This is a genomic window from Pseudomonas sp. SID14000 (assembly GCF_002165135.1).
GTDB lineage: Bacteria > Pseudomonadota > Gammaproteobacteria > Pseudomonadales > Pseudomonadaceae > Aquipseudomonas.
Genome location: NZ_NFZQ01000005.1, coordinates 117,006 through 139,055 on the forward strand (window position 1 = coordinate 117,006; position 22,050 = coordinate 139,055).

Here is a 22,050-nt window from a genome sequence, read left to right on the forward strand (position 1 = left end):
CAACTTCATGGACGCACGTTATGACCCTCACAGAATTACGCTACATCGTCACACTCGCCCAGGAACAGCACTTCGGCCATGCCGCCGAACGCTGCCATGTGAGCCAGCCGACCCTGTCGGTCGGTGTGAAGAAGCTCGAGGATGAGCTTGGCGTGTTGATTTTCGAGCGCAGCAAAAGCGCGGTACGCCTGACCCCGGTTGGCGAAAGCATCGTCGCCCAGGCACAGAAGGTACTGGAGCAGGCCCAGGGCATTCGTGAGCTGGCCCAGGCCGGCAAGAACCAGCTGACCGCCCCGCTCAAGGTCGGTGCCATCTACACCGTCGGCCCGTACCTGTTCCCGCACCTGATCCCGCAGCTGCACCGCGTGGCGCCGCAGATGCCGCTGTACATCGAAGAGAACTTCACCCATGTACTGCGCGAAAAGCTGCGCAACGGCGAACTGGATGCGGTGATCATCGCCCTGCCGTTCAACGAAGCCGACGTGCTGACCCTGCCGCTGTATGACGAGCCGTTCTGCGCCCTGATGCCAGCCGACCACCCGTGGACAGCGAAAAAGACCATCGACACCGCCATGCTCAACGACAAGAGCCTGTTGCTGCTCGGCGAAGGCCACTGCTTCCGTGACCAGGTACTGGAAGCCTGCCCAACGCTGAACAAGGGTGGTGAAGGCTCCAGGCACACCACGGTCGAGTCCAGCTCGCTGGAAACCATCCGTCACATGGTGGCCTCGGGCCTTGGCGTATCGATCCTGCCGCTGTCGGCGGTGCATAGCCACCACTACGCCCCCGGCGTCATCGAAGTACGCCCGCTGACCGCACCGGCACCATTCCGTACCGTGGCCATTGCCTGGCGCGCCAGCTTCCCGCGGCCGAAGGCCATCGAGATCCTCGCCGACTCGATCCGCCTGTGCTCGGTCGCCAAAGCCCCTGCGGAACAACCGGCCTGAGTCATGAGTGAGCTGTCGAAGGTCCCGGTCACGGTACTCAAGGGGGTAGGCGAGGCCATGGCGGAGAAACTCGCCAAGGTCGGCCTGGAGAACTTGCAGGACGTGCTGTTCCACCTGCCCCTGCGCTACCAGGACCGCACCCGCGTGGTGCCGATCGGCCAGCTGCGCCCGGGCCAGGACGCGGTGATCGAGGGCGTGGTCAGCGGCGCCGACGTGACCATGGGCAAGCGCCGCAGCCTGGTTGTGCGCCTGGGTGACGGCACCGGCGTGTTGAGCCTGCGCTTCTACCACTTCAGCAACGCGCAGAAGGAAGGCCTCAAGCGTGGCACCCATCTGCGCTGCTACGGCGAAGCCCGCCCCGGGGCCTCGGGCCTGGAAATCTACCACCCGGAATACCGCGCGCTGAACGGCGACGAGCCGCCACCACCGGTCGAGCAGACCCTGACGCCGATCTACCCGTCCACCGAAGGCCTTACCCAGCAACGCCTGCGCCTGCTGTGCCAGCAGAGCCTGGGCCTGCTCGGCCCGCGCAGCCTGCCGGACTGGCTACCCGACGAACTGGCCCGGGACTACCAACTGGCGCCGCTGGACGATGCTATCCGCTACCTGCACAACCCACCGGCCGATGCCGACCTCGACGAGCTTGCCGAAGGCCAGCACTGGGCCCAACACCGCCTGGCCTTCGAAGAGCTGCTGACCCACCAGCTGTCGCAGCAACGCCTGCGTGAAAGCCTGCGCAGCCTGCGCGCGCCGGTGCTGCCAAAGGCCCGGCGCCTGCAGGCGCAATACCTGGCCAACCTGGGCTTCCAGCCGACCGGCGCGCAGCAGCGGGTGGCCAACGAAATCGCCTACGACCTTAGCCAGCACGAGCCGATGATGCGCCTGGTACAGGGCGACGTGGGTGCCGGCAAGACCGTTGTAGCCGCGCTAGCCGCGCTGCAAGCCCTGGAGGCCGGCTACCAGGTGGCCTTGATGGCACCCACCGAGATCCTCGCCGAACAGCACTACATCACCTTCAAGCGCTGGCTCGAACCGCTGGGCATCGAAGTGGCCTGGCTGGCCGGCAAGCTCAAGGGCAAGGCCCGGGCAACCGCCCTCGAGCAGATCGCCAACGGTGCACCGATGGTGGTCGGCACCCATGCACTGTTCCAGGACGAGGTGAAGTTCAAGCACCTGGCCCTGGCGATCATCGATGAACAGCACCGTTTTGGCGTGCAGCAACGCCTGGCCCTGCGCAAGAAGGGCGTGGCCGGCGAACTGTGCCCACACCAGCTGATCATGACTGCCACGCCCATTCCGCGCACCCTGGCCATGAGCGCCTATGCCGACCTGGACACCTCGGTGCTCGATGAACTACCACCCGGGCGCACCCCGGTGAACACCGTGCTGGTGGCCGACAGCCGCCGCTTCGAAGTGGTCGAGCGGGTACGCGCCGCCTGCGCCGAAGGGCGCCAGGCCTACTGGGTGTGCACGCTGATCGAAGAATCCGAAGAACTGACCTGCCAGGCCGCCGAAAGCACCTATGAGGAGCTGGGTAGCGCCCTGGGCGAGCTGCGGGTTGGGCTGATCCACGGCCGCATGAAGCCGGCGGAAAAAGCCGAGATCATGGCCGAGTTCAAAGCCGGCAACCTGCAGTTGCTGGTCGCCACCACCGTCATCGAGGTGGGTGTGGATGTGCCCAATGCCAGCCTGATGATCATCGAGAACCCTGAGCGCCTGGGGCTGGCCCAGTTGCACCAGCTGCGCGGCCGGGTTGGCCGGGGCAGCGCCGTCAGTCATTGCGTGCTGCTGTATCACCCGCCGCTGTCGCAGATTGGCCGCGAGCGCTTGGGCATCATGCGTGAAACCAACGACGGCTTCATCATCGCAGAGAAAGATCTGGAGTTGCGTGGTCCGGGCGAGATGCTCGGCACCCGCCAGACCGGTCTTTTACAGTTCAAGGTCGCCGACCTGATGCGCGACGCCGACCTGCTGCCGGCCGTGCGCGACGCCGCCCAGGCCCTGATCGCACGCTGGCCGGAGCACGTCAGCCCATTGCTCGACCGCTGGCTGCGCCATGGCCAGCAATATGGCCAAGTGTGACGCTAGTTCCATAATGGATCCAGATTTGCTCCTAGGCTGGTTATACTTCGCGTTTAAGAGAATCAGTGGATACGGACCATGACTGAAGTTGCCCTGGAAACCGCAACCCCACACGCTCCCTCGGTCATCCGGCTGCTGCTCGATAACCTCGGCGTGGCCTACCGCGAGGTGGTCGAACATCCGCACCTGCCCGCAGCGTCGCGGGTACAGGCCGTGCTGCTCGACGACGAGGTCGGGGCCCTGATGGTGCTGTTCCCGCAAAGCCAGCTGCTGGACCTCGACCGCCTGGCCGAACTGACCGGGCGCAAGCTCACGGCGGTTTCGGTGCCACGCCTGAAGCAAATGCTGGACAAGCACCAGCTCAAGGCCCTCCCGGGCATCCCTGCGCTGACCAGCTCGCCGTGCCAGTACGAAAAGAGCTTGCTCGACGCCGAGACCGTGTATATCCAGTCCGGCGAAGCCGGCCTGTTGCTGGAAATCGAGCGCACGCACTTCAAGCGCATGCTGGTCAAAGCCAGCGCCAGCAGCTTCGGCCAAGCAGTCGAGGCCATTAGTCCCAACCTGGACCGCCCCCATGACGACACCCGGGAAATCAGCCAGGCAGTGCAGGCCTTCACCGCCAGGCGCATTCAGAAGCGCCTGGAAGAAACCATCGAAATCCCGCCATTGGCCGACACCGCGCAAAAGATCATCAAGCTGCGGGTAGACCCCAACGCCAGTATCGATGACATCACTGGAGTGGTCGAAACCGACCCGGCACTGGCGGCACAGGTGGTGAGCTGGGCGGCATCGCCCTACTATGGCTCCAGCCACAAGATTCGCTCTGTGGAAGATGCCATCGTGCGGGTACTGGGTTTCGACCTGGTAATCAACCTGGCCTTGGGCCTCGCGCTGGGCAAGACCCTGAGCCTGCCGAAAGACCACCCGCAGCAGGCCACACCGTACTGGCAGCAGTCGATCTACACTGCCGCAGTCATCGATGGCCTGACCCGTGCCATGCCGCGAGCCGAACGCCCGGAAGCTGGCCTGACCTACCTGGCCGGGCTGCTGCACAATTTCGGCTACTTGCTGTTGGCGCATGTATTTCCGCCGCACTTCTCGCTGATCTGCCGCCACCTGGAGGTCAACCCGCACCTGTGCCACACCTACGTGGAACAACACCTGCTGGGCATCAGCCGCGAACAGATCGGTGCCTGGCTGATGAAGCTGTGGGACATGCCGGATGAACTGTCCACCGCGCTGCGCTTCCAGCACGACCCGGCCTATGACGGCGAGTATTCAGCGTTCCCCAATCTGGTATGCCTGGCCACCCGCCTGCTGCGCTCGCGGGGGATTGGCTCGGGGCCGCAGCAGGAGATTCCTGACGAGCTGCTGGAGCGGCTGGGGATTACCCGGGACAAGGCCGAGGATGTGGTGAACAAGGTGCTCGAGGCAGAGAACCTGTTGCGTGAGCTGGCTTCGCAGTTCCACGCACCTCACTGACATGATTGGCCCCTGTGGGAGCGGGTTTACCCGCGAAGATCGCGACGCGGTGTATGGCACTGGCGTCGCCGGTGTTCGCGGGTACACCCGCTCCCACAGGGTATGAGTCAGCAGGCCTATTGAGTTTCAGCCCTTCTTCTTCGGCTTCAGGTACTTCATCAACCCCTGGAACCACATCACCAGCGCCGGATTACCCTTGATCTGGATGTGCTTGTCCTGAATCCCCTGCATGAACGCCAACTGCTTGTTACCCGCCTGCAGGGTGGCGAAGCCATAAGCAGCGTCCTTGAAGGCAATGGCGAACGCCGGCTGCGGGTGTGCACCGCCCTTGCTGCTGATGCGTTCGTTGTTGACGATGAAGTGCCGGGCAACCTTACCGTCCAGGGTCTGCATCTGGAACACCAGGTCCTTGCCCTTGAGCTGCTGCTGGAACGCCGGGTTGTTACGGCTGGCCCTGGCCATCAACAGCCCCATGGCCCAGAGAAGAAAGCGGAACTTCATCAACGCGCCTCGAATTAAAAGTGACTAAGGCGCGCAGTTTATCCTTTTCAAGAACTATTTATGCAAGTTCGAAACATTTTGCCTGCAGAAAGCACAACGGACGCCCTGGGGCGCCCGCTTGGCTGACACTGGGGTTGTCAGGGAGCGATCACTTGCCTTTCTTGGCCGGCTTGACTGGGGCGTTGACGCTGTCACGCAGGTTCTTGCCTGGTTTGAAGGCCACGGTATTGCTGGCCTTGATCTTGACCGGCTCACCGGTTTGCGGGTTCTTGCCGGTACGCGCACCGCGATGGCGTTTTTCAAAGGTGCCGAAACCGACCAGGGTCACGGTGTCCTTGTCCAGGGCACCCGTGATGCTGTCGAGAATCGCGTTCAAAACCTGATTGGCCTTTTCCTTGGTCAGATCGGCCTTTTCGGCGATGACGGCGGCGAGTTCTGGTTTGCGCATAGTGAAGCCTCTTTGACGGAATTCTTGTTGTTATGCCGTGCTGCCCTGGGAGCAGCGCTCAAGGCACCGCAGGCTCTAATCTGCGGCTGACGGAAGTGAGAATGGCACGTGCACCAGGGCCGCGCCAGTATCTGGGCGGCCATTGTGCAAGCAACAACAGGATAAATACGACAGAACGCCGGCTATTTACGCCATTAAGGCCGGCAGCTGACGATTCAGGGCCAGCTTGTCCATCACGGCCGCCCCGGTCAGGGCGTAGCCCAGTAGCTTGCCTTCAGCATCAAGGCATAGCACTTTCAGGTCACTGCCCTGCCCCTCCACCTGCCAGGTGCCTTCGTGGCCCTGGGGCGGCGGCGAGACCACCAGCGGGCAGGCAGGGGTTTTCACGGTGATCGGCATCGGCCCGTAGGCGACCGTTGTCGGCTTGCCGGCCAGGGTTTGTGCCAGGGCCCGGGCACAGCTCATCAGCGGCATCACATAGAGCAGGTTGATGCCATCGACCTCGGCACAGTCACCAAGGGCAAAGATGTTGGCGTGGGACGTGCGCAGCTGGCGGTCCACACAGACACCGCGGTTGGTCCGCAGGCCGGCGGCGGCGGCCAGGTCGGTGCGCGGGCGCAGGCCAATGGCCGAAACCACCAGGTCGCAGGCGATCAAGTTACCATCGGACAGGTGAGCCTCCAGGCCCTGAGCCACCTGCTGCAGGCGTGTCAGTACCGGGCCCAGGTGAAAGCGCACGCCCAAACCTTCCAGCCCGGCCTGCACGGCAGCGGCAGCAGCCGGGTGCAGCAGGGTCGGCATGACCTGCTCGCACGGCGCCACCACATCGACCTGGAAGCCGCCCAGGCTCATGTCGTTGGCGAACTCGCAGCCGATCAGCCCGGCACCGAGGATCAGCACGCGCTGTTTGCCGACGGCGGCGGCACGGAAGCGCGCGTAGTCTTCCAGGTCGTTGATCGGGAACACCCGATCGCCGCCATCGCCTTCGATCGGCACCTGCACGGTCTGTGCGCCCCAGGCCAGCACCAGGTCACGGTATTCCACCGCCTCCTCGCCAATCCACAGGCGCTTGTGGCCCGGGTCGATGCCGCTGATACGGGTGTGGGTGCGGATCTCGGCGTTCAATTGCTCGGCCATGGCGCCCGGCTCGGCCATGCACAGGCCATCGGCGTCTTTCTGCTTGGCAAAGCCGGTGGACAGCATGGGCTTGGAGTAGGAACGACCGTCATCGGCGGTGATCAGCAACAGCGGCGTCTGCGCATCGAGCTTGCGAAATTCACGGGCCAGGTTGTAGCCCGCCAGGCCGGTACCGATGATTACCACAGGGGACGTCATGTCGTGCTTTCCTCGATTAGCCGATGGAGATCATTTCAAAGTCGCTCTTGCCGACGCCGCAGTCGGGGCACAGCCAGTCTTCAGGCACGTCTTCCCAGCGGGTGCCGGGGGCGATGCCGTCGTCGGGCCAGCCTTCGGCTTCGTCGTAGATCAGGCCACAGACAATACATTGCCACTTTTTCATGGGGGTGGGTTTCCTCGGTTCAGGCTGGAGCTTTGTGTTACTGCTGATGGCCCTTTCGCGGCTGAAGCCGCTCCCACAGGGACCGCACAGCATCAGAGGTTGTGCGGTCCCTGTGGGAGCGGCTTTAGCCGCGAAGAAGCCAGCGCGCAATGCGTGGGGCTTTGTAGCGGCCCTGTCGGCAGTATGCAAGCAGTTGGGGCAATCATGCTAAGCTCGCCGCCTCTCTGGTTGTAACAAGCAGACCGACGTGTCGTACGAATCCCCGCAAGCAGCCGCTGTCGCGTGGCTGCCGTATTCACAGCTGGCGACCGACATCGACCAGCCCACCCTTGACTGGCTGTTCGACGAGGGCTCGCTGACCCGCCGCTTGACCCGCCTGTCCGACGACCACTTCTCCGTCACCCCGCTGTTCGAAGGCTGGCAGCCGCTGCGCGACGATGAATGCCAGGCACTGGGCATCACCACTGGCGCCGAAGGCTGGGTGCGTGAGGTGTACCTGCGCGGCCATGGCCAACCCTGGGTGTTCGCCCGCAGCGTCGCCAGCCGCAGCGCCCTGGAGCGCGGTGGGCTAGACCTGGAAACCCTGGGTAGCCGCTCGCTGGGCGAGTTGCTGTTCTGCGACCAGGCATTCATCCGTCACCCCATCGAGGTATGCAGTTATCCACAGGCCTGGCTGCCGAGCGAAGCCGCCCATGCCGCGCTGTGGGGCCGTCGTTCGCGCTTCGAACGTGGCGGCCTGGACCTATTGGTGGCGGAGGTATTTCTGCCAGCATTATGGCAAGCGGCCAAGGAGGAAAACCGCTGATGTACCTGCAACTGCTCAAGTCGCTCAACCGCCTGCACCCACGGGCCTGGGACTTCGTCCAGCTCAGCCGCATGGACCGGCCGATTGGTATCTACCTGCTGCTGTGGCCGACCTTGTCGGCGGTGTGGATTGCCGGCAACGGCTCACCAACCCTGGCCAACGTGCTGATCTTCGGCCTCGGCGTGGTGCTGATGCGCGCCGCAGGCTGCTGCATCAACGACTTTGCCGACCGCAAGGTGGACGGTCACGTCAAGCGCACCGCCGACCGCCCCCTGGCCAGTGGCCGGGTCCGGCCACGCGAAGCACTGGCGCTGTTCGCCATCCTGGTCGGAGCGAGCTTCCTGCTGGTGCTGTGCACCAACAGCCGCACGGTGTGGCTGTCGTTCGGCGCGGTGGCACTGGCGTTCTGTTACCCGTTCATGAAGCGCTACACCTATTACCCGCAGGTGGTGCTGGGGGCGGCATATTCCTGGGGCATTCCCATGGCCTTCACCGCAGCGGGTGGCGAGCTGCCGGCCAGCGCCTGGCTGCTGTATATCGCCAACCTGCTGTGGACGGTGGGTTACGACACCTACTACGCCATGGTTGACCGTGATGACGACCTGAAGATTGGCGTGAAGTCGACCGCGATCCTGTTCGGCGACGCCGACCGCACCATCATCCTGACCTTGCAACTGCTGTCGCTGGGCTGCCTGTTGCTGGCCGGCAGCCGCTTCGAGCTGGGTGGCTGGTTCCATCTGGGGCTGCTGGGCGCGGCGGCGTGCTTTGCCTGGGAATACTGGTCGACGCGCAGGCTGGACCGGGAATCGTGCTTCAAGGCGTTTCTGCACAACCACTGGGCGGGGATGCTGGTGTTCATCGGTGTGGTGCTGGATTACGCAATGCATTGAAGATTCAGGGGCTGCCTTGCAGCCCTTTCGCGACACAAGGCCGCTCCTACAAGGTATCGCGCACTCCTGTAGGAGCGGCCTTGTGTCGCGATGGGGCGCAAAGCGGCCCCGGCAATCTCAAGGCTTGGCAACGTGCCAGACGTCCTTCAGGCCGTCACCGGTCATATCGCCGGCCTTCTTGTCCTTGATGAAGGTGTACAGCGGCTTGCCGTCATAGGCCCACTGCTTGGTGCCGTCATCGCGCATCACCACTGTCCACTTGTCCTTGGCCGGTTCGTCATTAGCCTTGACCATCAGCGGCGGCCAGTTGGTGGCGCAATCGCCATTGCACATCGACTTGCCACCCGCATCCTTGTCGAAGGTGTACAGGGTCATGCCGGCATGATCGACCAACATCCCGCCCTTCTCCATCGCATGGTCGGCCAAGGCCACCCCCGGGAGCGCCAGCGCAGTGAAAAGGGCCATCCAGCTCAGCGTTTGTCGTGTCATTGGATTCACCATTATTTCGGGGGGGATTGAGTTCGGCTTGCCACAAATGCGGCCCTTTCAAGCCTAGTTCAGTCATGGAATGTCGCCAGAACGGCCAACGCCCTGTCACACAGCTGCAATAATTCCGTTATCTAATGCGGGCCAAGACACCGTATCCAGGAGAGGTTTTGAGCATGGTTGGCAGGAACATTCTGATCGTCGACGACGAAGCGCCGATTCGCGAGATGATCGCCGTTGCCCTGGAAATGGCCGGCTATGACTGCCTGGAAGCGGAGAACTCCCAACAGGCCCACGCGATCATCGTCGACCGCAAGCCGGACCTGATCCTGCTCGACTGGATGCTGCCGGGCACCTCCGGCATCGAGCTGGCCCGCCGCCTCAAGCGCGACGAGCTGACCGGCGACATCCCGATCATCATGCTTACCGCCAAGGGTGAAGAGGACAACAAGATCCAGGGCCTGGAAGTGGGCGCAGACGACTACATCACCAAGCCGTTCTCGCCGCGTGAACTGGTCGCCCGCCTGAAAGCCGTGCTGCGCCGCACCGGCCCGAGCGACAGCGAGGCACCGATCGAAGTCGGCGGCCTGCTGCTCGACCCGATCAGCCATCGCGTGACCATCGACGGCAAGCCCGCCGAAATGGGCCCCACCGAATACCGACTGCTGCAGTTCTTCATGACCCACCAGGAGCGCGCCTACACCCGTGGCCAGCTGCTGGACCAGGTGTGGGGTGGTAACGTCTATGTCGAGGAACGCACCGTCGACGTGCACATCCGCCGCCTGCGCAAGGCGCTGGGTGAAGCCTACGAAAATCTGGTACAAACCGTCCGGGGCACCGGCTACCGCTTCTCGACCAAGAGCTGATCGAGCTGAAAAGCGCCAAGCTGCACGTCGTTGTACAAGGACCGTCAATTGAACCAGAACTGGCACGCGACCCTGATTCGTCACCTGCTGCTGCTGATCACCGTCTGCCTGATCGGCGGGCTGGTCAGCGGCTACTATGGCTGGAGCCTGGCCATCGGCCTGGCGCTCTACCTGGGCTGGACCCTCAAGCAACTGCTGCGCCTGCATGACTGGCTGCGCAACCACCAACCCGACGAAGCACCGCCCGATGGCTACGGCCTGTGGGGCGAGGTGTTCGACAGCATCTACCACCTGCAACGCCGCGACCAGCGCGTGCGCGGCCGCCTGCAGGCGGTGATCGACCGGGTCCAGGAGTCTACCGCCGCACTGCGTGACGCGGTGATCATGCTCGACAGCGACGGCAACCTGGAATGGTGGAACCGCGCCGCCGAGACCCTGCTGGGCTTCAAGACTCCACAGGACGGCGGCCAGCAGGTGACCAACCTGGTGCGCCACCCGCGCTTCAAGGAATACTTCGAGGCAGGGAACTACCTCGAGCCGCTGGAAATCCCCTCGCCGATCAACGACCGCATGCGCGTGCAGCTGCACATCACCCGCTACGGCAACAACGAGCACCTGATGCTGGTGCGTGATGTTACCCGCATCCACCAGCTGGAGCAGATGCGCAAGGACTTCGTCGCCAACGTGTCCCACGAGCTGCGCACGCCGCTGACGGTGATTACCGGCTACCTGGAAACCCTGCTGGACAACGTCGAAGACGTGAACCCGCGCTGGAACCGAGCCCTGCAGCAGATGAGCCAGCAAGGCTCGCGCATGCAGACGCTGCTCAACGACCTGTTGCTGCTGGCCAAGCTGGAGGCCACCGACTACCCGTCGGACAACCAGCCAGTGGCAGTCGATGCCTTGCTCGCCGCGATCAAGAACGACGCCCAGGCCCTGTCCGGACCACGCAACCAGCGCATCACCCTGGATGCTGAACCCGGCGTGCAGCTGAAGGGCAGCGAGTCGGAGCTGCGCAGTGCCTTTTCCAACCTGGTGTTCAACGCGGTCAAGTACACCCAGGACGAAGGCAGCATCCGTATTCGCTGGTGGGCCGATGCCCAGGGTGCGCACCTGTCGGTGCAGGACTCGGGGGTGGGTATCGATGCCAAGCACCTGCCACGCCTGACCGAGCGCTTCTATCGGGTCGATTCCAGCCGTGCGTCGAATACCGGCGGCACCGGGCTGGGCCTGGCGATCGTGAAGCATGTGCTGATGCGCCACCGCGGCAAGCTGGAGATCAGCAGCGTGCCGGGGCATGGCAGTACCTTTACCTGTCACTTTGCGCCGGCACAATTGGCTAACGGCAAAGCTTGAGATCGGGGCTGCTGCGCAGCCCTTCGCGGGCACGCCCGCTCCCACAGGGACCGCAATAATTCCGCCACCCTTTGCTTTTACGGCCCCAGCCGCTACATTGGACCCCCTGTGCCAGCAAGAGCTGGCACTTTTTTTCTCTCTATCTTGAAGACGGACCCCGTAAAAACTCCATCATGGACCCTTCCCCTGGTATCAGCCTCACCTCGTTATTCGCCGATTTCGGCATGATCATCTTTGCCTTGCTCCTGGTGCTGCTCAACGGCTTCTTCGTTGCCGCCGAGTTCGCCATGGTCAAGCTGCGCGCCACCCGCGTCGAGTCCATCGCCGAACTGCATGGCTGGCGTGGCAGCATCCTGCGCAAGGTACACAACCAGCTCGACGCCTACCTGTCGGCCTGCCAACTGGGCATCACCCTCGCCTCGCTGGGCCTGGGCTGGGTCGGTGAACCGGCGTTCGCCCACCTGCTCGAGCCGCTGCTGGCATACGTGGGCGTGGACACCCCCGAGCTGATCAAGGCGATCTCGTTCTTCGTCGCCTTCTTCGTCATCTCGTACCTGCACATCGTGGTCGGCGAGCTGGCGCCCAAGTCCTGGGCCATCCGCAAGCCCGAACTGCTGTCGCTGTGGACTGCCGTGCCGCTGTACCTGTTCTACTGGGTGATGTACCCGGCCATCTACCTGCTCAATGCCAGCGCCAACACCATCCTGCGCATTGCCGGCCAAGGGGAGCCCGGCCCGCACCACGAGCACCACTACAGCCGTGAAGAGCTCAAGCTGATCCTGCACTCCAGCCGTGGCCAGGACCCGAGCGACCAGGGCATGCGCGTGCTGGCCTCGGCCGTGGAAATGGGCGAGCTGGAGGTGGTCGACTGGGCCAACTCGCGCGAGGACATGGTCAGCATCGACGCCCATGCGCCGTTGAAGCAGATCCTGGCCCTGGTGCGCCGCCACAAGTTCAGCCGCTACCCGGTGTACGACGCCGAGCGTGAGGAATTCACCGGCCTGCTGCACATCAAGGACCTGCTGCTGGAGCTGGCCGAACTCGAGCATCTGCCCGAAACTATCGACCTGGACGACCTGGCCCGGCCGCTGGAGCGCGTGTCACGGCACATGCCGTTGGCGCAGTTGCTGGAGCAGTTCCGCAAGGGCGGCGCGCACTTCGTACTGGTGGAGGAAGCCGATGGCAAGGTAATTGGCTACCTGACCATGGAAGACGTGCTGGAAGTGCTGGTGGGCGACATCCAGGACGAGCACCGCAAGACCGAGCGCGGCATTCTCGCCTACCAGCCGGGCAAGCTGCTGGTGCGTGGCGACACGCCGCTGTTCAAGGTCGAGCGCCTGCTGGGCGTCGACCTTGACCATATCGAGGCGGAAACCCTGGCTGGGCTGGTCTACGAGACGCTCAAGCGCGTGCCTGAAGAAGAGGAAGTGCTGGAGGTCGAAGGGCTGCGCATCATCATCAAGAAGATGAAAGGGCCGAAGATCGTGCTGGCCAAGGTGCTCAAGCTGGATTGAGGGCCGGGGGGCTGCTTTGCAGCCCCGACTATCTCAAGGGTTACCCGCGGTGAAGTCAGGCAACCCGCCGATCGGCCTGTCGAACCGATAAGGTATCGACTCCAGCGCCAACCCCACATTGCGCTGCACCACGAAATGCAGGTGCGGCCCGGTGCTGTTGCCGGTATTGCCCGATTTGGCCAGCATCTGCCCTTGCCGCACCCGTTGCCCCTCTGCCACCACCACCGAACCGCGCATCAGGTGCAGATACACACCCATGGTACCGTCCGGGTGCAGGATCCTGACGAAATTGCCCGACGGATTGGGCCCGCGCCCACTCTGGCTGTTCTCTGTCTTCACCACCACCCCTTCCCGCGCCGCGATGATGGTAGTGCCTTCGGGCATGGCGATATCCATGGCATAACGCCCCTTGGGTCCAAAATGGCTGACACGGCCATTGGGACCCTGGGTCACCCGGAACGGCCCGCCGACCCAGGGGAAGGCGTAACGGAAGCCCTGGGGCCGCTTGCCAGGGTCGCCCATGGCTTGCAGCAGGGTCGAGCGGTAATTCAGCAGCATCCCGGGCCGCCCCCTGAGCACGCTGAGCATCTGCGTAGTGCGCGGCGGCAGCACCCGACGCACGATACGCGGGGCATTGCCACCTTGCGCGTTCACCAGATTGTCCAGGCGCAACTCCACTTCCACCGGCACATGCAGCTGGTTGCGGGCCGAAAAGCTCACGCCGCCGTTGAAGGTTATCGCGTTCAGCAGCACCTGGCCTTCGGGTATTTCAACCATGGGTACATACCGCACCAGTGGTTTGGCACCGGGGCCAGGCCGGTCGGAATAGGAGGTCACACGGCCATCATCGGTGATCTCGTAAATGGTCATGCCCAGGCTCGACGCCGAGGCCATGAGCAATGCACAGAACAGCAGCAGGCGGGCGGGCATGATAGTGGCTTTTTGACAGTTGTGATCTGTCGAAGCCTAGCAGCGGGTTTTGTGGCGGGTATGACAGTTGGTCGGATGGCCCTGGGTTGCGCAGCGTTTTGTAGGAGCAGCCTTGTGCTGCTCCTACAAAAAGTGCGGTGTGAGGCTGCGGTCAGGCGCCGGGGGTGAAATGCTTCTGCGCCGTCCCGCGGGCAATCAGCCGCGACAGGTAGTCGAGCTTCTGGGCATCCTGGTCGACGAACTTGAAGGTCAGTTGCAACCAGTCACTCCCTGGCTTGGGCTCCAGTGCCGCGACGGCATGCAGGTAACCGTTCAGGCGCGCGACTTCGGCGCTCTCGCCCTGCTCCAGGTCCAGCACCGCGCCTTCCAGCACCTGCGGCAGCACTTCGCCACGGCGCACCACCAACAGGGCCTCTTTCAGGCTCAGCGCCTTGATCACGCACGGCTGCATGCCGCTGGCCAGGCGCAACTGGCCCTGACCGCGACCGGTCGGCGCGGGAGCAGCGGGCCGAGGGGCATTGGCCAGTGGCCTGGCGGGTGCGGATGCCGGCGCTGGCGCCGTGACCTTCACCGCTTCAGGCTTGCCGGCTGTCAGGGCATTCAGCGAGTCATTGGCGAACGCCGAGTTGACCCGTGCCGGGCCGCTGGCCATCAGGCTGTCGAGCTTGCCGATCTTGGTCAGGGCCTTTTTCACCTTGGTCAGCAACTGCTCATTGGTGAACGGCTTGCCGACAAAATCGGAAACACCCGCCTGGATCGCCTGGATGACGTTTTCCTTGTCGCCACGGCTGGTCACCATGATGAACTGCAAGCTCTTCAACTCAGGCTGCTGGCGGCACCAGGTGAGCAGTTCCAGGCCGGACATTTCCGGCATCTCCCAGTCGCACAGGACCAGGTCGAACGCTTCCTTGCCCAGCATTGCCATGGCCTTGCGACCGTTGACGGCGTCGTCGATGGTCATGCCCGGGAAGGCATTGCGCAGGCATTTACGGACCAGGTCACGGATAAACGGGGCGTCATCCACGACCAGCACATTCACTTTACTCATCGATACTCCTTCTGAATCCCGACTAGCCTACCGCCGAATAATGGCCATTTGCTACAACCTGGTCACGCCGGGACTTCTTCACATCGTTCGCGGGTGCCTGCCGGCTCCTCGACCGCAAACGAAAACGCCCGGCCAAGGCCGGGCGTCGATGCTCGGGAGCAACCTTACTTATCGTCAGGTTCAGCCGGAACATTAGCGTTTTCGGCATCGACGACAGCGGTGCCCTGTACTTCTGCCGTCATGCGCTTGAGGCCCATGTGACGCACGTCTGTGCCACGCACCAGGTAGATAACCAGCTCGGAGATGTTGCGCGCATGGTCGCCAATGCGTTCCAGCGAACGCAGGACCCAGATCACGCTCAGTACCCGCGAAATCGAGCGCGGGTCTTCCATCATGTAGGTCACCAGCTCCCGCAGGGCGGTCTTGTATTCGCGGTCGATGGTCTTGTCGTACTGGGCCACCGACAGTGCCAGGTCGGCGTCGAAGCGGGCAAAGGCATCTAGCGCATCGCGGACCATGTTGCGCACCTGGTCGCCGATGTGGCGCACCTCGACGTAGCCGCGCGGCGACTCGCCCTCCTCGCACAGCTGGATGGCACGGCGGGCGATCTTGGTCGACTCGTCACCGATGCGCTCCAGGTCGATCACCGACTTGGAGATGCTGATGATCAGGCGCAGGTCGGAGGCCGCCGGCTGACGACGGGCGAGGATGCGCAGACACTCCTCGTCGATGTTGCGCTCCATCTGGTTGATCTGCTCGTCGACTTCGCGCACTTGCTGGGCCAGGCCCGAGTCGGCTTCGATCAGCGCAGTGACCGCGTCGTTGACCTGCTTTTCGACCAGGCCGCCCATGGCCAGCAGGTGGCTACGCACCTCTTCGAGCTCGGCGTTGAACTGCTGGGAAATGTGATGCGTAAGGCTTTCTTTGTTGATCATCGTTCGCTCCGCGAAGAAGCTGCAAGCTTCAATTTGTTCGTGTCATACCCTGGCCCACCCTGGCAAACACATCCTGTGGGAGCGGGTTCACCCGCGAACACCGGCGAAGCCGGTGCCAGACACCGCAGCGCCTGCTTCGCGGGTAAACCCGCTCCCACAGGGGCCAGGCACCTGTCCCGAGCGGCTGCTAGCCGTAGCGACCGGTGATGTAGTCTTCGGTCTGCTTCTTCGCCGGGTTGGTGAAAAGAGTGTCGGTATCCCCGAATTCGACCAGTTTGCCCATGTACATGAATGCGGTGTAGTCCGAAACACGGGCCGCCTGCTGCATGTTGTGGGTCACGATGACGATGGTGTACTTGGATTTCAATTCGTAGATCAGTTCCTCGACTTTCAGGGTCGAGATCGGGTCCAGTGCCGAGCACGGTTCATCGAGCAGCAGCACTTCCGGCTCCACGGCGATGGTGCGGGCAATGACCAGACGCTGCTGCTGGCCACCGGACAGGCCCAGTGCCGAATCGTGCAGACGGTCCTTGACCTCGTCCCACAGGGCCGCGCCCTTCAGCGCCCACTCGACCGCTTCGTCGAGCACACGCTTCTTGTTGATGCCCTGGATACGCAGGCCGTAGACCACGTTCTCGTAGATGGTCTTTGGGAACGGGTTGGGCTTCTGGAACACCATGCCAACACGGCGGCGCAGCTCGGCCACGTCTTCGCCCTTGCGGTAGATGTTGTTGCCGTACAGGTTGATGGCGCCTTCCACGCGGCAGCCGTCAACCAGGTCGTTCATGCGGTTGAAGGTGCGCAGCAGGGTCGACTTGCCGCAGCCGGAGGGGCCGATGAAAGCGGTCACGCGCTGCTTGGGAATATTCATCTGCACATCGAACAGCGCTTGTTTGTCACCATAGAACAGGCTCAGGCCCGGCACTTCGATGGCTACGGTTTCTTCGGCCAGGCGAAGGCTCTGCTTGTCGCGACCCAAGGCAGACATGTCGATGCCGTGGGTATGGGATTCTTGCTGCATGGTCAACTCCATACGCTAACAATTCGTTCAAAGGGCCACCCGGTTCACCGGCGGCACGCTTGCAATCAGGATCAGCTGTCGAGGGCCTTGTACTTCTCGCGCAGGTGGTTACGGATCCACACGGCCGAAAGGTTGAGGGCCGCGATCACCAGCACCAGCAGCAACGCCGTGGCGTATACCAGCGGGCGCGCGGCTTCGACGTTGGGGCTCTGGAAGCCGACGTCATAAATGTGGAAGCCCAGGTGCATGATCTTCTGGTCCAGGTGCAGGTACGGGTAGTTCCCATCCACCGGCAGCGACGGCGCCAGCTTCACCACACCCACCAGCATCAGCGGCGCCACTTCACCGGCGGCGCGGGCCACGGCGAGAATCATGCCGGTCATCATCGCCGGGCTGGCCATCGGCAGGACGATCTTCCACAGGGTCTCGGCCTTGGTCGCGCCCAGGGCCAGCGAGCCTTCGCGTACAGTGCGCGGGATTCGCGCCAGGCCTTCCTCGGTGGCCACGATCACCACCGGCACGGCCAGCAACGCCAGTGTCAGCGATGCCCACAGCAGGCCCGGGGTACCCAGGGTTGGCGCCGGCAGTGCTTCGGGGAAGAACAGGCGGTCGATCGAGCCACCCAGCACGTAGACGAAGAAGCCCAGGCCGAACACGCCGTATACGATCGCCGGGACACCGGCAAGGTTGTTCACCGCGATGCGGATCAGGCGGGTCACCGTCCCCTGTCTTGCGTATTCGCGCAGGTACACGGCAGCCAGCACACCGAACGGGGTGACGATCACGGCCATGATAAGGGTCATCATCACGGTACCGAAGATGGCCGGGAAGATACCGCCCTCGGTATTGGCTTCACGCGGATCGTCGCTGAGGAATTCCCAGACCTTGGTGAAGTAGGTGCCCAGCTTGGTGAAGCCCGACATCGCGTTCGGCTGGATGGCATGCACCACCTTGCTGAGGTTGATTTCCACTTCACGGCCGTCGCCATCGCGGGCCACAAGGCTGTCGCGGGCGAAAGCCTGGTGCAGGCCGGTCAGGCGGTCTTCGATGGCCTTGTAGCGGCTGTTCAGCTCGGCGCGCTCGGCGTCCATGTCGGCCTGGGCGGCGGCGTCCAGCTTGCCGTCCAGCTCCAGCTTGCGCGCCTGCAGGCGCAGGCGCTCGAGGCCATGGTTGATGGCACCGATGTCTTTCTTTTCGAGGCTTTGCAGTTCGCTGTTGAGCTGGTTGGCGCGCTTGAGGCGGGCCTGCAGCTCGTTCCAGGCGGCAGCGCCCTCGGCGACCACGCGGCCTTCTTCCTTGACGCTGACCAGGTAGCCGTAGAAGTTGCCCCACTCGCGGCGCTCCAGGGCGATCAGGTCGGTCGGGTGCTTTTCGTCGACCAGCCAGTCGCCGACCACCCAGGTGAAGTCGCTGCCGTTGAGGTCGCGGTTGCCCACCTTGATCAGCTCGCGGGTCATGAACTCCGGGCCCTGGTCAGGCACTGGCAGGCCGGCGCCCTTCAGGCGGGCGCGGGGTACTTCTTCCTTTTGCACCACTTCGCCAATGACCACGTGATCGGCCTGGCCCGGCACCTTGTAGGTGGCCTGGACAAGATCGGCCGGCCAGAAGTGGCCCAGGCCGCGCACGGCAATCACCGCCAGCAGGCCAACGGTCATGATCACGGCCATGGCCACCGCGCCGCCGCTCATCCAGACGCCTGGGGCGCCGCTCTTGAACCAGCTTTTGAGGGAATCCTTTTTCACGGATCGCTACCTTTCTATCAAAGCGACGAGTATTTCTTGCGCAGACGCTGGCGAATCAGCTCGGCCAAGGTGTTCATGACGAAGGTGAACATCAGCAGCACCAGCGCGGCCAGGAACAGCACGCGATAGTGGCTGCCGCCGACTTCTGACTCCGGCATTTCCACGGCTACGTTGGCGGCCAGAGTACGCATGCCCTCGAACAGGTTCAGCTCCATCACCGGGGTATTGCCGGTGGCCATGAGCACGATCATGGTTTCGCCCACCGCACGCCCCATGCCGATCATCAGCGCCGAGAAGATACCCGGGCTGGCGGTGAGAATGACTACGCGGGTCAGGGTCTGCCAGGGCGTTGCTCCCAGGGCCAGGGAGCCCAGGGTCAGGCTGCGCGGCACGCTGAACACGGCGTCTTCGGCGATGGAGTAGATGTTCGGGATGACCGCGAAGCCCATGGCGATACCCACGACCAGGGCGTTGCGCTGGTCGTAGGTTATCCCCAGGTCGTTGGTGATCCACAGGCGCATGTCGCCGCCAAAGAACCAGCTCTCGAGGTGCGGGCTCATGGTCAGGGCGAACCAGCCGGTGAACAGGATGACCGGGATCAGGATCGCCGCTTCCCAGCCATCCGGGATACGCAGGCGGATCGACTCGGGCAGGCGGGTCCAGGCGAAGCCGGCCAGCAAGATACCGAGCGGCATCAGCAGGAACAGGCTGAACACGCCCGGCAGGTGGCCTTCCAGGTACGGGGCGAGGAACAGGCCGGCGAAGAAGCCGAGGATCACCGTCGGCATCGCTTCCATCAGCTCAATCACCGGCTTGACCTTGCGGCGCATGCCAGGAGCCATGAAGTAGGCAGTGTAGATGGCCGCGGCAATGGCCAGCGGCGCCGCCAGGATCATCGCGTAGAACGCGGCCTTCAGGGTACCGAAGGTCAGCGGCGACAGGCTCAGCTTGGGCTCGAAGTCAGTATTCGAAGCAGTCGATTGCCAGACGTATTTCGGCTCGTCGTAGTTCTCGTACCACACCTTGCCCCACAGCGCACTGAAGGAGATTTCCGGGTGCGGGTTGCGCAGGCTCAGCGGCAGCAGCTTGCCACCTTCTTCGATGATGATGCGGTTGGCACGGGGTGACAGGGCCAGGATGCCCGGGCCTTCGGCGACCGGCTCGACCAGCAGGGTACGGTGCGCAGTGCTGTGGAACACGCCCAGCTCGCCTGCGGCGTCGAGGGCGACGAAGCCCTTGCGGCGCTCTTCGGCATCGATCTGCACGACCGCGGCCTTGCCCATCTGGAAGGTACGGATCAGCTTGAAGCGCGATTCGCCATCCGGGTCACGGGCCATGAACCACTGGGCCAGGCCGCCCTTGGAGTCACCGATGATCAGCGAAATGCCACCGACCAGCTGGGTGGTGGCGGTAATTTCGGTATCGGCGCTCTCAGACAGCTTGTAGCGGCCGTTGAGGCTTTTGTCGCGCAGGTTGAACACGTCCGCGGTGGCGCGGCCGTTGATCACGTACAGCCATTGCTGACGCGGGTCGATGAAGATGTTCTTCACCGTTTCGGTCATCTGCGGCAGTTCGATGCGGTTCTGCTCGGTGGTGACCTCTTCGGTCATCATGTTTTCGGTGCGGGTCAGCTCGACCACCTGCAGGTGCGCGCCGGTGGAACCGGCCAGCAGCAGGGTGTCGCCATTGACGTTGACGCTGACATGCTCCAGCGCACGGCCATGCTCGTCGAGCACGAACGGCTGCTCGCCGTACGGGTAGTCAATGCCGGGGGCGATGGTTTTCTTGTTGTCCGGGTAGGTAATCTTGTAGGTGTGGTGGAACACCAGCGCCTGGCCATTGGACAAGCCCAGCACCACCAGCGGGCTGCCCGGCTGGTCGGCACTGATCGAAGTGACCTGGGTGCCTGTCGGCACTGGCAGGTCGAAGCGCTTGAGCTCGTTCCCGGTCTTGGTGTCGAAGAACAGTACCTGGCCCTTGTCCGAAACGCGCATGCCCACCAGGTTCTGCTCTTCAAGCGCGATCATCAGCGGCTTGCCGGCATCCTGTTGCAGCCAGGTCGGCTCCAGCGCCTTCTTGCTGGTCAGCTCGGCGCCCTGGAACAGCGGCAGCACCACATAGGCCAGATAGAAGAAGATCAGGGTGATCGCCGCCAATACGGCAAGCCCGCCCACCAGTACATACCAGCGGGTCAGGCGGTCCTTGAGCGCACGCATGCGGCGCTTGCGTTGCAACTCCGGCGTATTGAAATCAATCCGCTCGGGCTGGGAATTTTGGGTCATTGTGGAGTTGGCCAGATCATTCATGCGCACACCCTAGCGGTCCCGTATGACAAAAACATTACAAAGCAGTGACGCACGAAAGCCCGCCGCACAGGGAGCCTGGCTTCGGGCTGGGAATTCGTGGAAGAGGCCGGGCATCAGCACCGGCCTCCCCCTCAGTTACTTACTTTTTTGCGACGTTACCTGCGTGGGACAGGCCCAGATCAGCCAAGGTCTTGTCGACGACTTTGGCCGGCAGCGGGATGTAGCCATCCTTCACCACGACCTGCTGGCCAGCTTGCGACAGCACCAGCTTGACGAACTCGGCTTCCAGCGGGGCCAGAGGCTTGTTCGGAGCCTTGTTGACGTAGACATACAGGAAGCGCGCCAGCGGGTAGGTGCCGTTCAGAGCGTTGGCTTCGTTGTCTTCGACAAACTCGCCGCCTTCCTTCTTGGCCAGGCCAACGGTCTTGACGCTGGCGGTCTTGTAGCCGATGCCCGAGTAGCCGATGCCGTTCAGCGAGGAGCTGATCGATTGCACGACCGAAGCCGAGCCAGGCTGTTCGTTGACGTTAGGCTTGAAGTCGCCTTTGCACAGGGCTTCTTCCTTGAAGTAGCCGTAGGTGCCCGATACCGAGTTACGGCCGAACAGCTGGATTGGCTTGTTGGCCAGATCGCCGGTCACGCCCAGGTCACCCCAGGTCTTGATGTCGGCTTTGCCACCACACAGGCGAGTGGAGGAGAAGATCGCGTCGACCTGGGCCATGGTCAGGCCTTTGATCGGGTTGTCCTTGTGCACGAACACAGCCAGGGCGTCTACGGCGACCGGGATGGCGGTCGGCTTGTAGCCGTACTTCTGCTCGAAGGCCTGCAGCTCGACATCCTTCATCTTGCGGCTCATCGGGCCGAGGTTGGCGGTGCCTTCGGTCAGCGCGGGTGGCGCGGTGGAGGAGCCGGCAGCCTGGATCTGGATGTTTACGTTCGGATATTCCTTCTTGTAGGCCTCGGCCCACAGAGTCATCAGGTTGGCGAGGGTGTCCGAACCGACGCTGGAGAGGTTGCCCGAAACACCGGTGGTCTTGGTGTAGGTCGGGATCGCAGGATCGACAGCGGCTACCGCGTTGGCGGTTGCAACGCCAGCGGCGGCAAAGGTGAGGGCCGCCATCAAACGCTTCAGTTTCATGCCTTGCTCCTAGCAGGAATATTGGGGTGTTGGA

General features: G+C 63.3%; 20 protein-coding genes. 8 read left to right on the forward strand and 12 right to left on the reverse strand.

Going from position 1 to position 22,050, the window contains the following annotated elements:
* Nucleotides 1-20 precede the first annotated feature (20 nt).
* The 3 genes from CAY82_RS09160 to CAY82_RS09170 all read left to right on the forward strand — a co-directional run bounded on the left by CAY82_RS09160 (nt 21) and on the right by CAY82_RS09170 (nt 4,511).
* A complete protein-coding gene (locus CAY82_RS09160) occupies nt 21-947 on the forward strand; it encodes a hydrogen peroxide-inducible genes activator (RefSeq protein ID WP_087500924.1) in 927 nt (308 codons plus the stop codon).
* A gap of 3 nt (nt 948-950) precedes the next feature.
* Nucleotides 951-3,029, forward strand: coding sequence for an ATP-dependent DNA helicase RecG (recG, locus tag CAY82_RS09165; protein ID WP_087500925.1), 2,079 nt, complete (start codon nt 951-953; stop codon nt 3,027-3,029).
* A gap of 78 nt (nt 3,030-3,107) precedes the next feature.
* Nucleotides 3,108-4,511 (forward strand): aminoacyl-tRNA deacylase and HDOD domain-containing protein, encoded by a 1,404-nt coding sequence (locus CAY82_RS09170; RefSeq protein ID WP_087500926.1) that lies wholly within the window; start codon nt 3,108-3,110, stop codon nt 4,509-4,511.
* Between the two features lie 126 nt (nt 4,512-4,637).
* On the opposite strand, the gene CAY82_RS09175 is transcribed toward CAY82_RS09170, so the two are convergent.
* From CAY82_RS09175 to CAY82_RS09190, 4 genes are all read right to left on the reverse strand, one after another.
* Nucleotides 4,638-5,012 carry a hypothetical protein gene (locus CAY82_RS09175; RefSeq protein ID WP_063912243.1) on the reverse strand — a complete coding sequence of 125 codons (375 nt, stop codon included), beginning with the start codon at nt 5,010-5,012 and terminating at the stop codon, nt 4,638-4,640.
* 148 nt (nt 5,013-5,160) lie between these two features.
* Nucleotides 5,161-5,460, reverse strand: coding sequence for an HU family DNA-binding protein (locus tag CAY82_RS09180; RefSeq protein ID WP_013974808.1), 300 nt, complete (start codon nt 5,458-5,460; stop codon nt 5,161-5,163).
* 186 nt (nt 5,461-5,646) lie between these two features.
* Nucleotides 5,647-6,795 carry an NAD(P)/FAD-dependent oxidoreductase gene (locus tag CAY82_RS09185; protein ID WP_087500927.1) on the reverse strand — a complete coding sequence of 383 codons (1,149 nt, stop codon included), beginning with the start codon at nt 6,793-6,795 and terminating at the stop codon, nt 5,647-5,649.
* 16 nt (nt 6,796-6,811) lie between these two features.
* Nucleotides 6,812-6,979, reverse strand: a complete 168-nt coding sequence (locus CAY82_RS09190; protein ID WP_003253349.1) for a rubredoxin — start codon at nt 6,977-6,979, stop codon at nt 6,812-6,814.
* A gap of 247 nt (nt 6,980-7,226) precedes the next feature.
* Between CAY82_RS09190 and CAY82_RS09195 the strand changes: the two genes are divergently transcribed.
* Together CAY82_RS09195 and ubiA are read left to right on the forward strand one after the other, a co-directional pair.
* The gene (locus CAY82_RS09195) at nt 7,227-7,784 is read left to right on the forward strand and encodes a chorismate lyase (RefSeq protein WP_087500928.1); all 558 of its coding nucleotides are present in this window, start codon (nt 7,227-7,229) and stop codon (nt 7,782-7,784) included.
* Entirely contained in the window at nt 7,784-8,674 is an 891-nt protein-coding gene (gene ubiA, locus CAY82_RS09200) for a 4-hydroxybenzoate octaprenyltransferase (protein ID WP_087500929.1), read from the forward strand. Before CAY82_RS09195 ends, ubiA begins: the two co-directional genes overlap by 1 nt.
* Nucleotides 8,675-8,791: 117 nt before the next feature.
* Here ubiA and CAY82_RS09205 read toward each other — a convergent pair whose 3' ends face one another.
* Nucleotides 8,792-9,163 carry a hypothetical protein gene (locus tag CAY82_RS09205; RefSeq protein ID WP_087500930.1) on the reverse strand — a complete coding sequence of 124 codons (372 nt, stop codon included), beginning with the start codon at nt 9,161-9,163 and terminating at the stop codon, nt 8,792-8,794.
* Nucleotides 9,164-9,336: 173 nt separating this feature from the next.
* On the opposite strand from CAY82_RS09205, the gene phoB reads away from it, so the two are divergent.
* From phoB to CAY82_RS09220, 3 genes are all read left to right on the forward strand, one after another.
* Entirely contained in the window at nt 9,337-10,026 is a 690-nt protein-coding gene (gene phoB, locus CAY82_RS09210) for a phosphate regulon transcriptional regulator PhoB (protein ID WP_003253341.1), read from the forward strand.
* Nucleotides 10,027-10,074: 48 nt separating this feature from the next.
* The gene (gene phoR, locus CAY82_RS09215) at nt 10,075-11,382 is read left to right on the forward strand and encodes a phosphate regulon sensor histidine kinase PhoR (RefSeq protein WP_087500931.1); all 1,308 of its coding nucleotides are present in this window, start codon (nt 10,075-10,077) and stop codon (nt 11,380-11,382) included.
* A gap of 173 nt (nt 11,383-11,555) precedes the next feature.
* Nucleotides 11,556-12,896 (forward strand): hemolysin family protein, encoded by a 1,341-nt coding sequence (locus tag CAY82_RS09220; RefSeq protein ID WP_087500932.1) that lies wholly within the window; start codon nt 11,556-11,558, stop codon nt 12,894-12,896.
* Nucleotides 12,897-12,929: 33 nt separating this feature from the next.
* On the opposite strand, the gene CAY82_RS09225 is transcribed toward CAY82_RS09220, so the two are convergent.
* The 7 genes from CAY82_RS09225 to CAY82_RS09255 form a co-directional block, all read right to left on the reverse strand.
* On the reverse strand, nt 12,930-13,826 hold the full coding sequence (locus CAY82_RS09225; RefSeq protein ID WP_087500933.1) for a M23 family metallopeptidase: 897 nt from the start codon (nt 13,824-13,826) through the stop codon (nt 12,930-12,932).
* 151 nt (nt 13,827-13,977) lie between these two features.
* Nucleotides 13,978-14,874 carry a response regulator gene (locus CAY82_RS09230; RefSeq protein WP_087500934.1) on the reverse strand — a complete coding sequence of 299 codons (897 nt, stop codon included), beginning with the start codon at nt 14,872-14,874 and terminating at the stop codon, nt 13,978-13,980.
* Nucleotides 14,875-15,038: 164 nt separating this feature from the next.
* Nucleotides 15,039-15,809, reverse strand: a complete 771-nt coding sequence (gene phoU, locus CAY82_RS09235) for a phosphate signaling complex protein PhoU (RefSeq protein ID WP_087500935.1) — start codon at nt 15,807-15,809, stop codon at nt 15,039-15,041.
* Between the two features lie 187 nt (nt 15,810-15,996).
* Nucleotides 15,997-16,830 (reverse strand): phosphate ABC transporter ATP-binding protein PstB, encoded by an 834-nt coding sequence (gene pstB / locus CAY82_RS09240; RefSeq protein WP_003258171.1) that lies wholly within the window; start codon nt 16,828-16,830, stop codon nt 15,997-15,999.
* Between the two features lie 71 nt (nt 16,831-16,901).
* Entirely contained in the window at nt 16,902-18,518 is a 1,617-nt protein-coding gene (pstA, locus tag CAY82_RS09245; protein ID WP_170931060.1) for a phosphate ABC transporter permease PstA, read from the reverse strand.
* Nucleotides 18,519-18,589: 71 nt separating this feature from the next.
* Nucleotides 18,590-20,878, reverse strand: coding sequence for an ABC transporter permease subunit (locus CAY82_RS09250; RefSeq protein ID WP_087500937.1), 2,289 nt, complete (start codon nt 20,876-20,878; stop codon nt 18,590-18,592).
* Nucleotides 20,879-21,017: 139 nt separating this feature from the next.
* The gene (locus tag CAY82_RS09255; protein WP_087500938.1) at nt 21,018-22,016 is read right to left on the reverse strand and encodes a phosphate ABC transporter substrate-binding protein PstS; all 999 of its coding nucleotides are present in this window, start codon (nt 22,014-22,016) and stop codon (nt 21,018-21,020) included.
* Nucleotides 22,017-22,050: the final 34 nt, after the last annotated feature.

Coding starts and splice junctions, on each gene's coding strand:
- CAY82_RS09160 (WP_087500924.1), top strand. CDS start 21: ATGACCCTCACAGAATTACGCTACATCGTCACACTCGCCCAGGAACAG.
- recG (WP_087500925.1), top strand. CDS start 951: ATGAGTGAGCTGTCGAAGGTCCCGGTCACGGTACTCAAGGGGGTAGGC.
- CAY82_RS09170 (WP_087500926.1), top strand. CDS start 3,108: ATGACTGAAGTTGCCCTGGAAACCGCAACCCCACACGCTCCCTCGGTC.
- CAY82_RS09175 (WP_063912243.1), bottom strand. CDS start 5,012: ATGAAGTTCCGCTTTCTTCTCTGGGCCATGGGGCTGTTGATGGCCAGG.
- CAY82_RS09180 (WP_013974808.1), bottom strand. CDS start 5,460: ATGCGCAAACCAGAACTCGCCGCCGTCATCGCCGAAAAGGCCGATCTG.
- CAY82_RS09185 (WP_087500927.1), bottom strand. CDS start 6,795: ATGACGTCCCCTGTGGTAATCATCGGTACCGGCCTGGCGGGCTACAAC.
- CAY82_RS09190 (WP_003253349.1), bottom strand. CDS start 6,979: ATGAAAAAGTGGCAATGTATTGTCTGTGGCCTGATCTACGACGAAGCC.
- ubiA (WP_087500929.1), top strand. CDS start 7,784: ATGTACCTGCAACTGCTCAAGTCGCTCAACCGCCTGCACCCACGGGCC.
- CAY82_RS09205 (WP_087500930.1), bottom strand. CDS start 9,163: ATGACACGACAAACGCTGAGCTGGATGGCCCTTTTCACTGCGCTGGCG.
- phoB (WP_003253341.1), top strand. CDS start 9,337: ATGGTTGGCAGGAACATTCTGATCGTCGACGACGAAGCGCCGATTCGC.
- CAY82_RS09220 (WP_087500932.1), top strand. CDS start 11,556: ATGGACCCTTCCCCTGGTATCAGCCTCACCTCGTTATTCGCCGATTTC.
- CAY82_RS09225 (WP_087500933.1), bottom strand. CDS start 13,826: ATGCCCGCCCGCCTGCTGCTGTTCTGTGCATTGCTCATGGCCTCGGCG.
- CAY82_RS09230 (WP_087500934.1), bottom strand. CDS start 14,874: ATGAGTAAAGTGAATGTGCTGGTCGTGGATGACGCCCCGTTTATCCGT.
- phoU (WP_087500935.1), bottom strand. CDS start 15,809: ATGATCAACAAAGAAAGCCTTACGCATCACATTTCCCAGCAGTTCAAC.
- pstB (WP_003258171.1), bottom strand. CDS start 16,830: ATGCAGCAAGAATCCCATACCCACGGCATCGACATGTCTGCCTTGGGT.
- pstA (WP_170931060.1), bottom strand. CDS start 18,518: ATGAGCGGCGGCGCGGTGGCCATGGCCGTGATCATGACCGTTGGCCTG.
- CAY82_RS09250 (WP_087500937.1), bottom strand. CDS start 20,878: ATGAATGATCTGGCCAACTCCACAATGACCCAAAATTCCCAGCCCGAG.
- CAY82_RS09255 (WP_087500938.1), bottom strand. CDS start 22,016: ATGAAACTGAAGCGTTTGATGGCGGCCCTCACCTTTGCCGCCGCTGGC.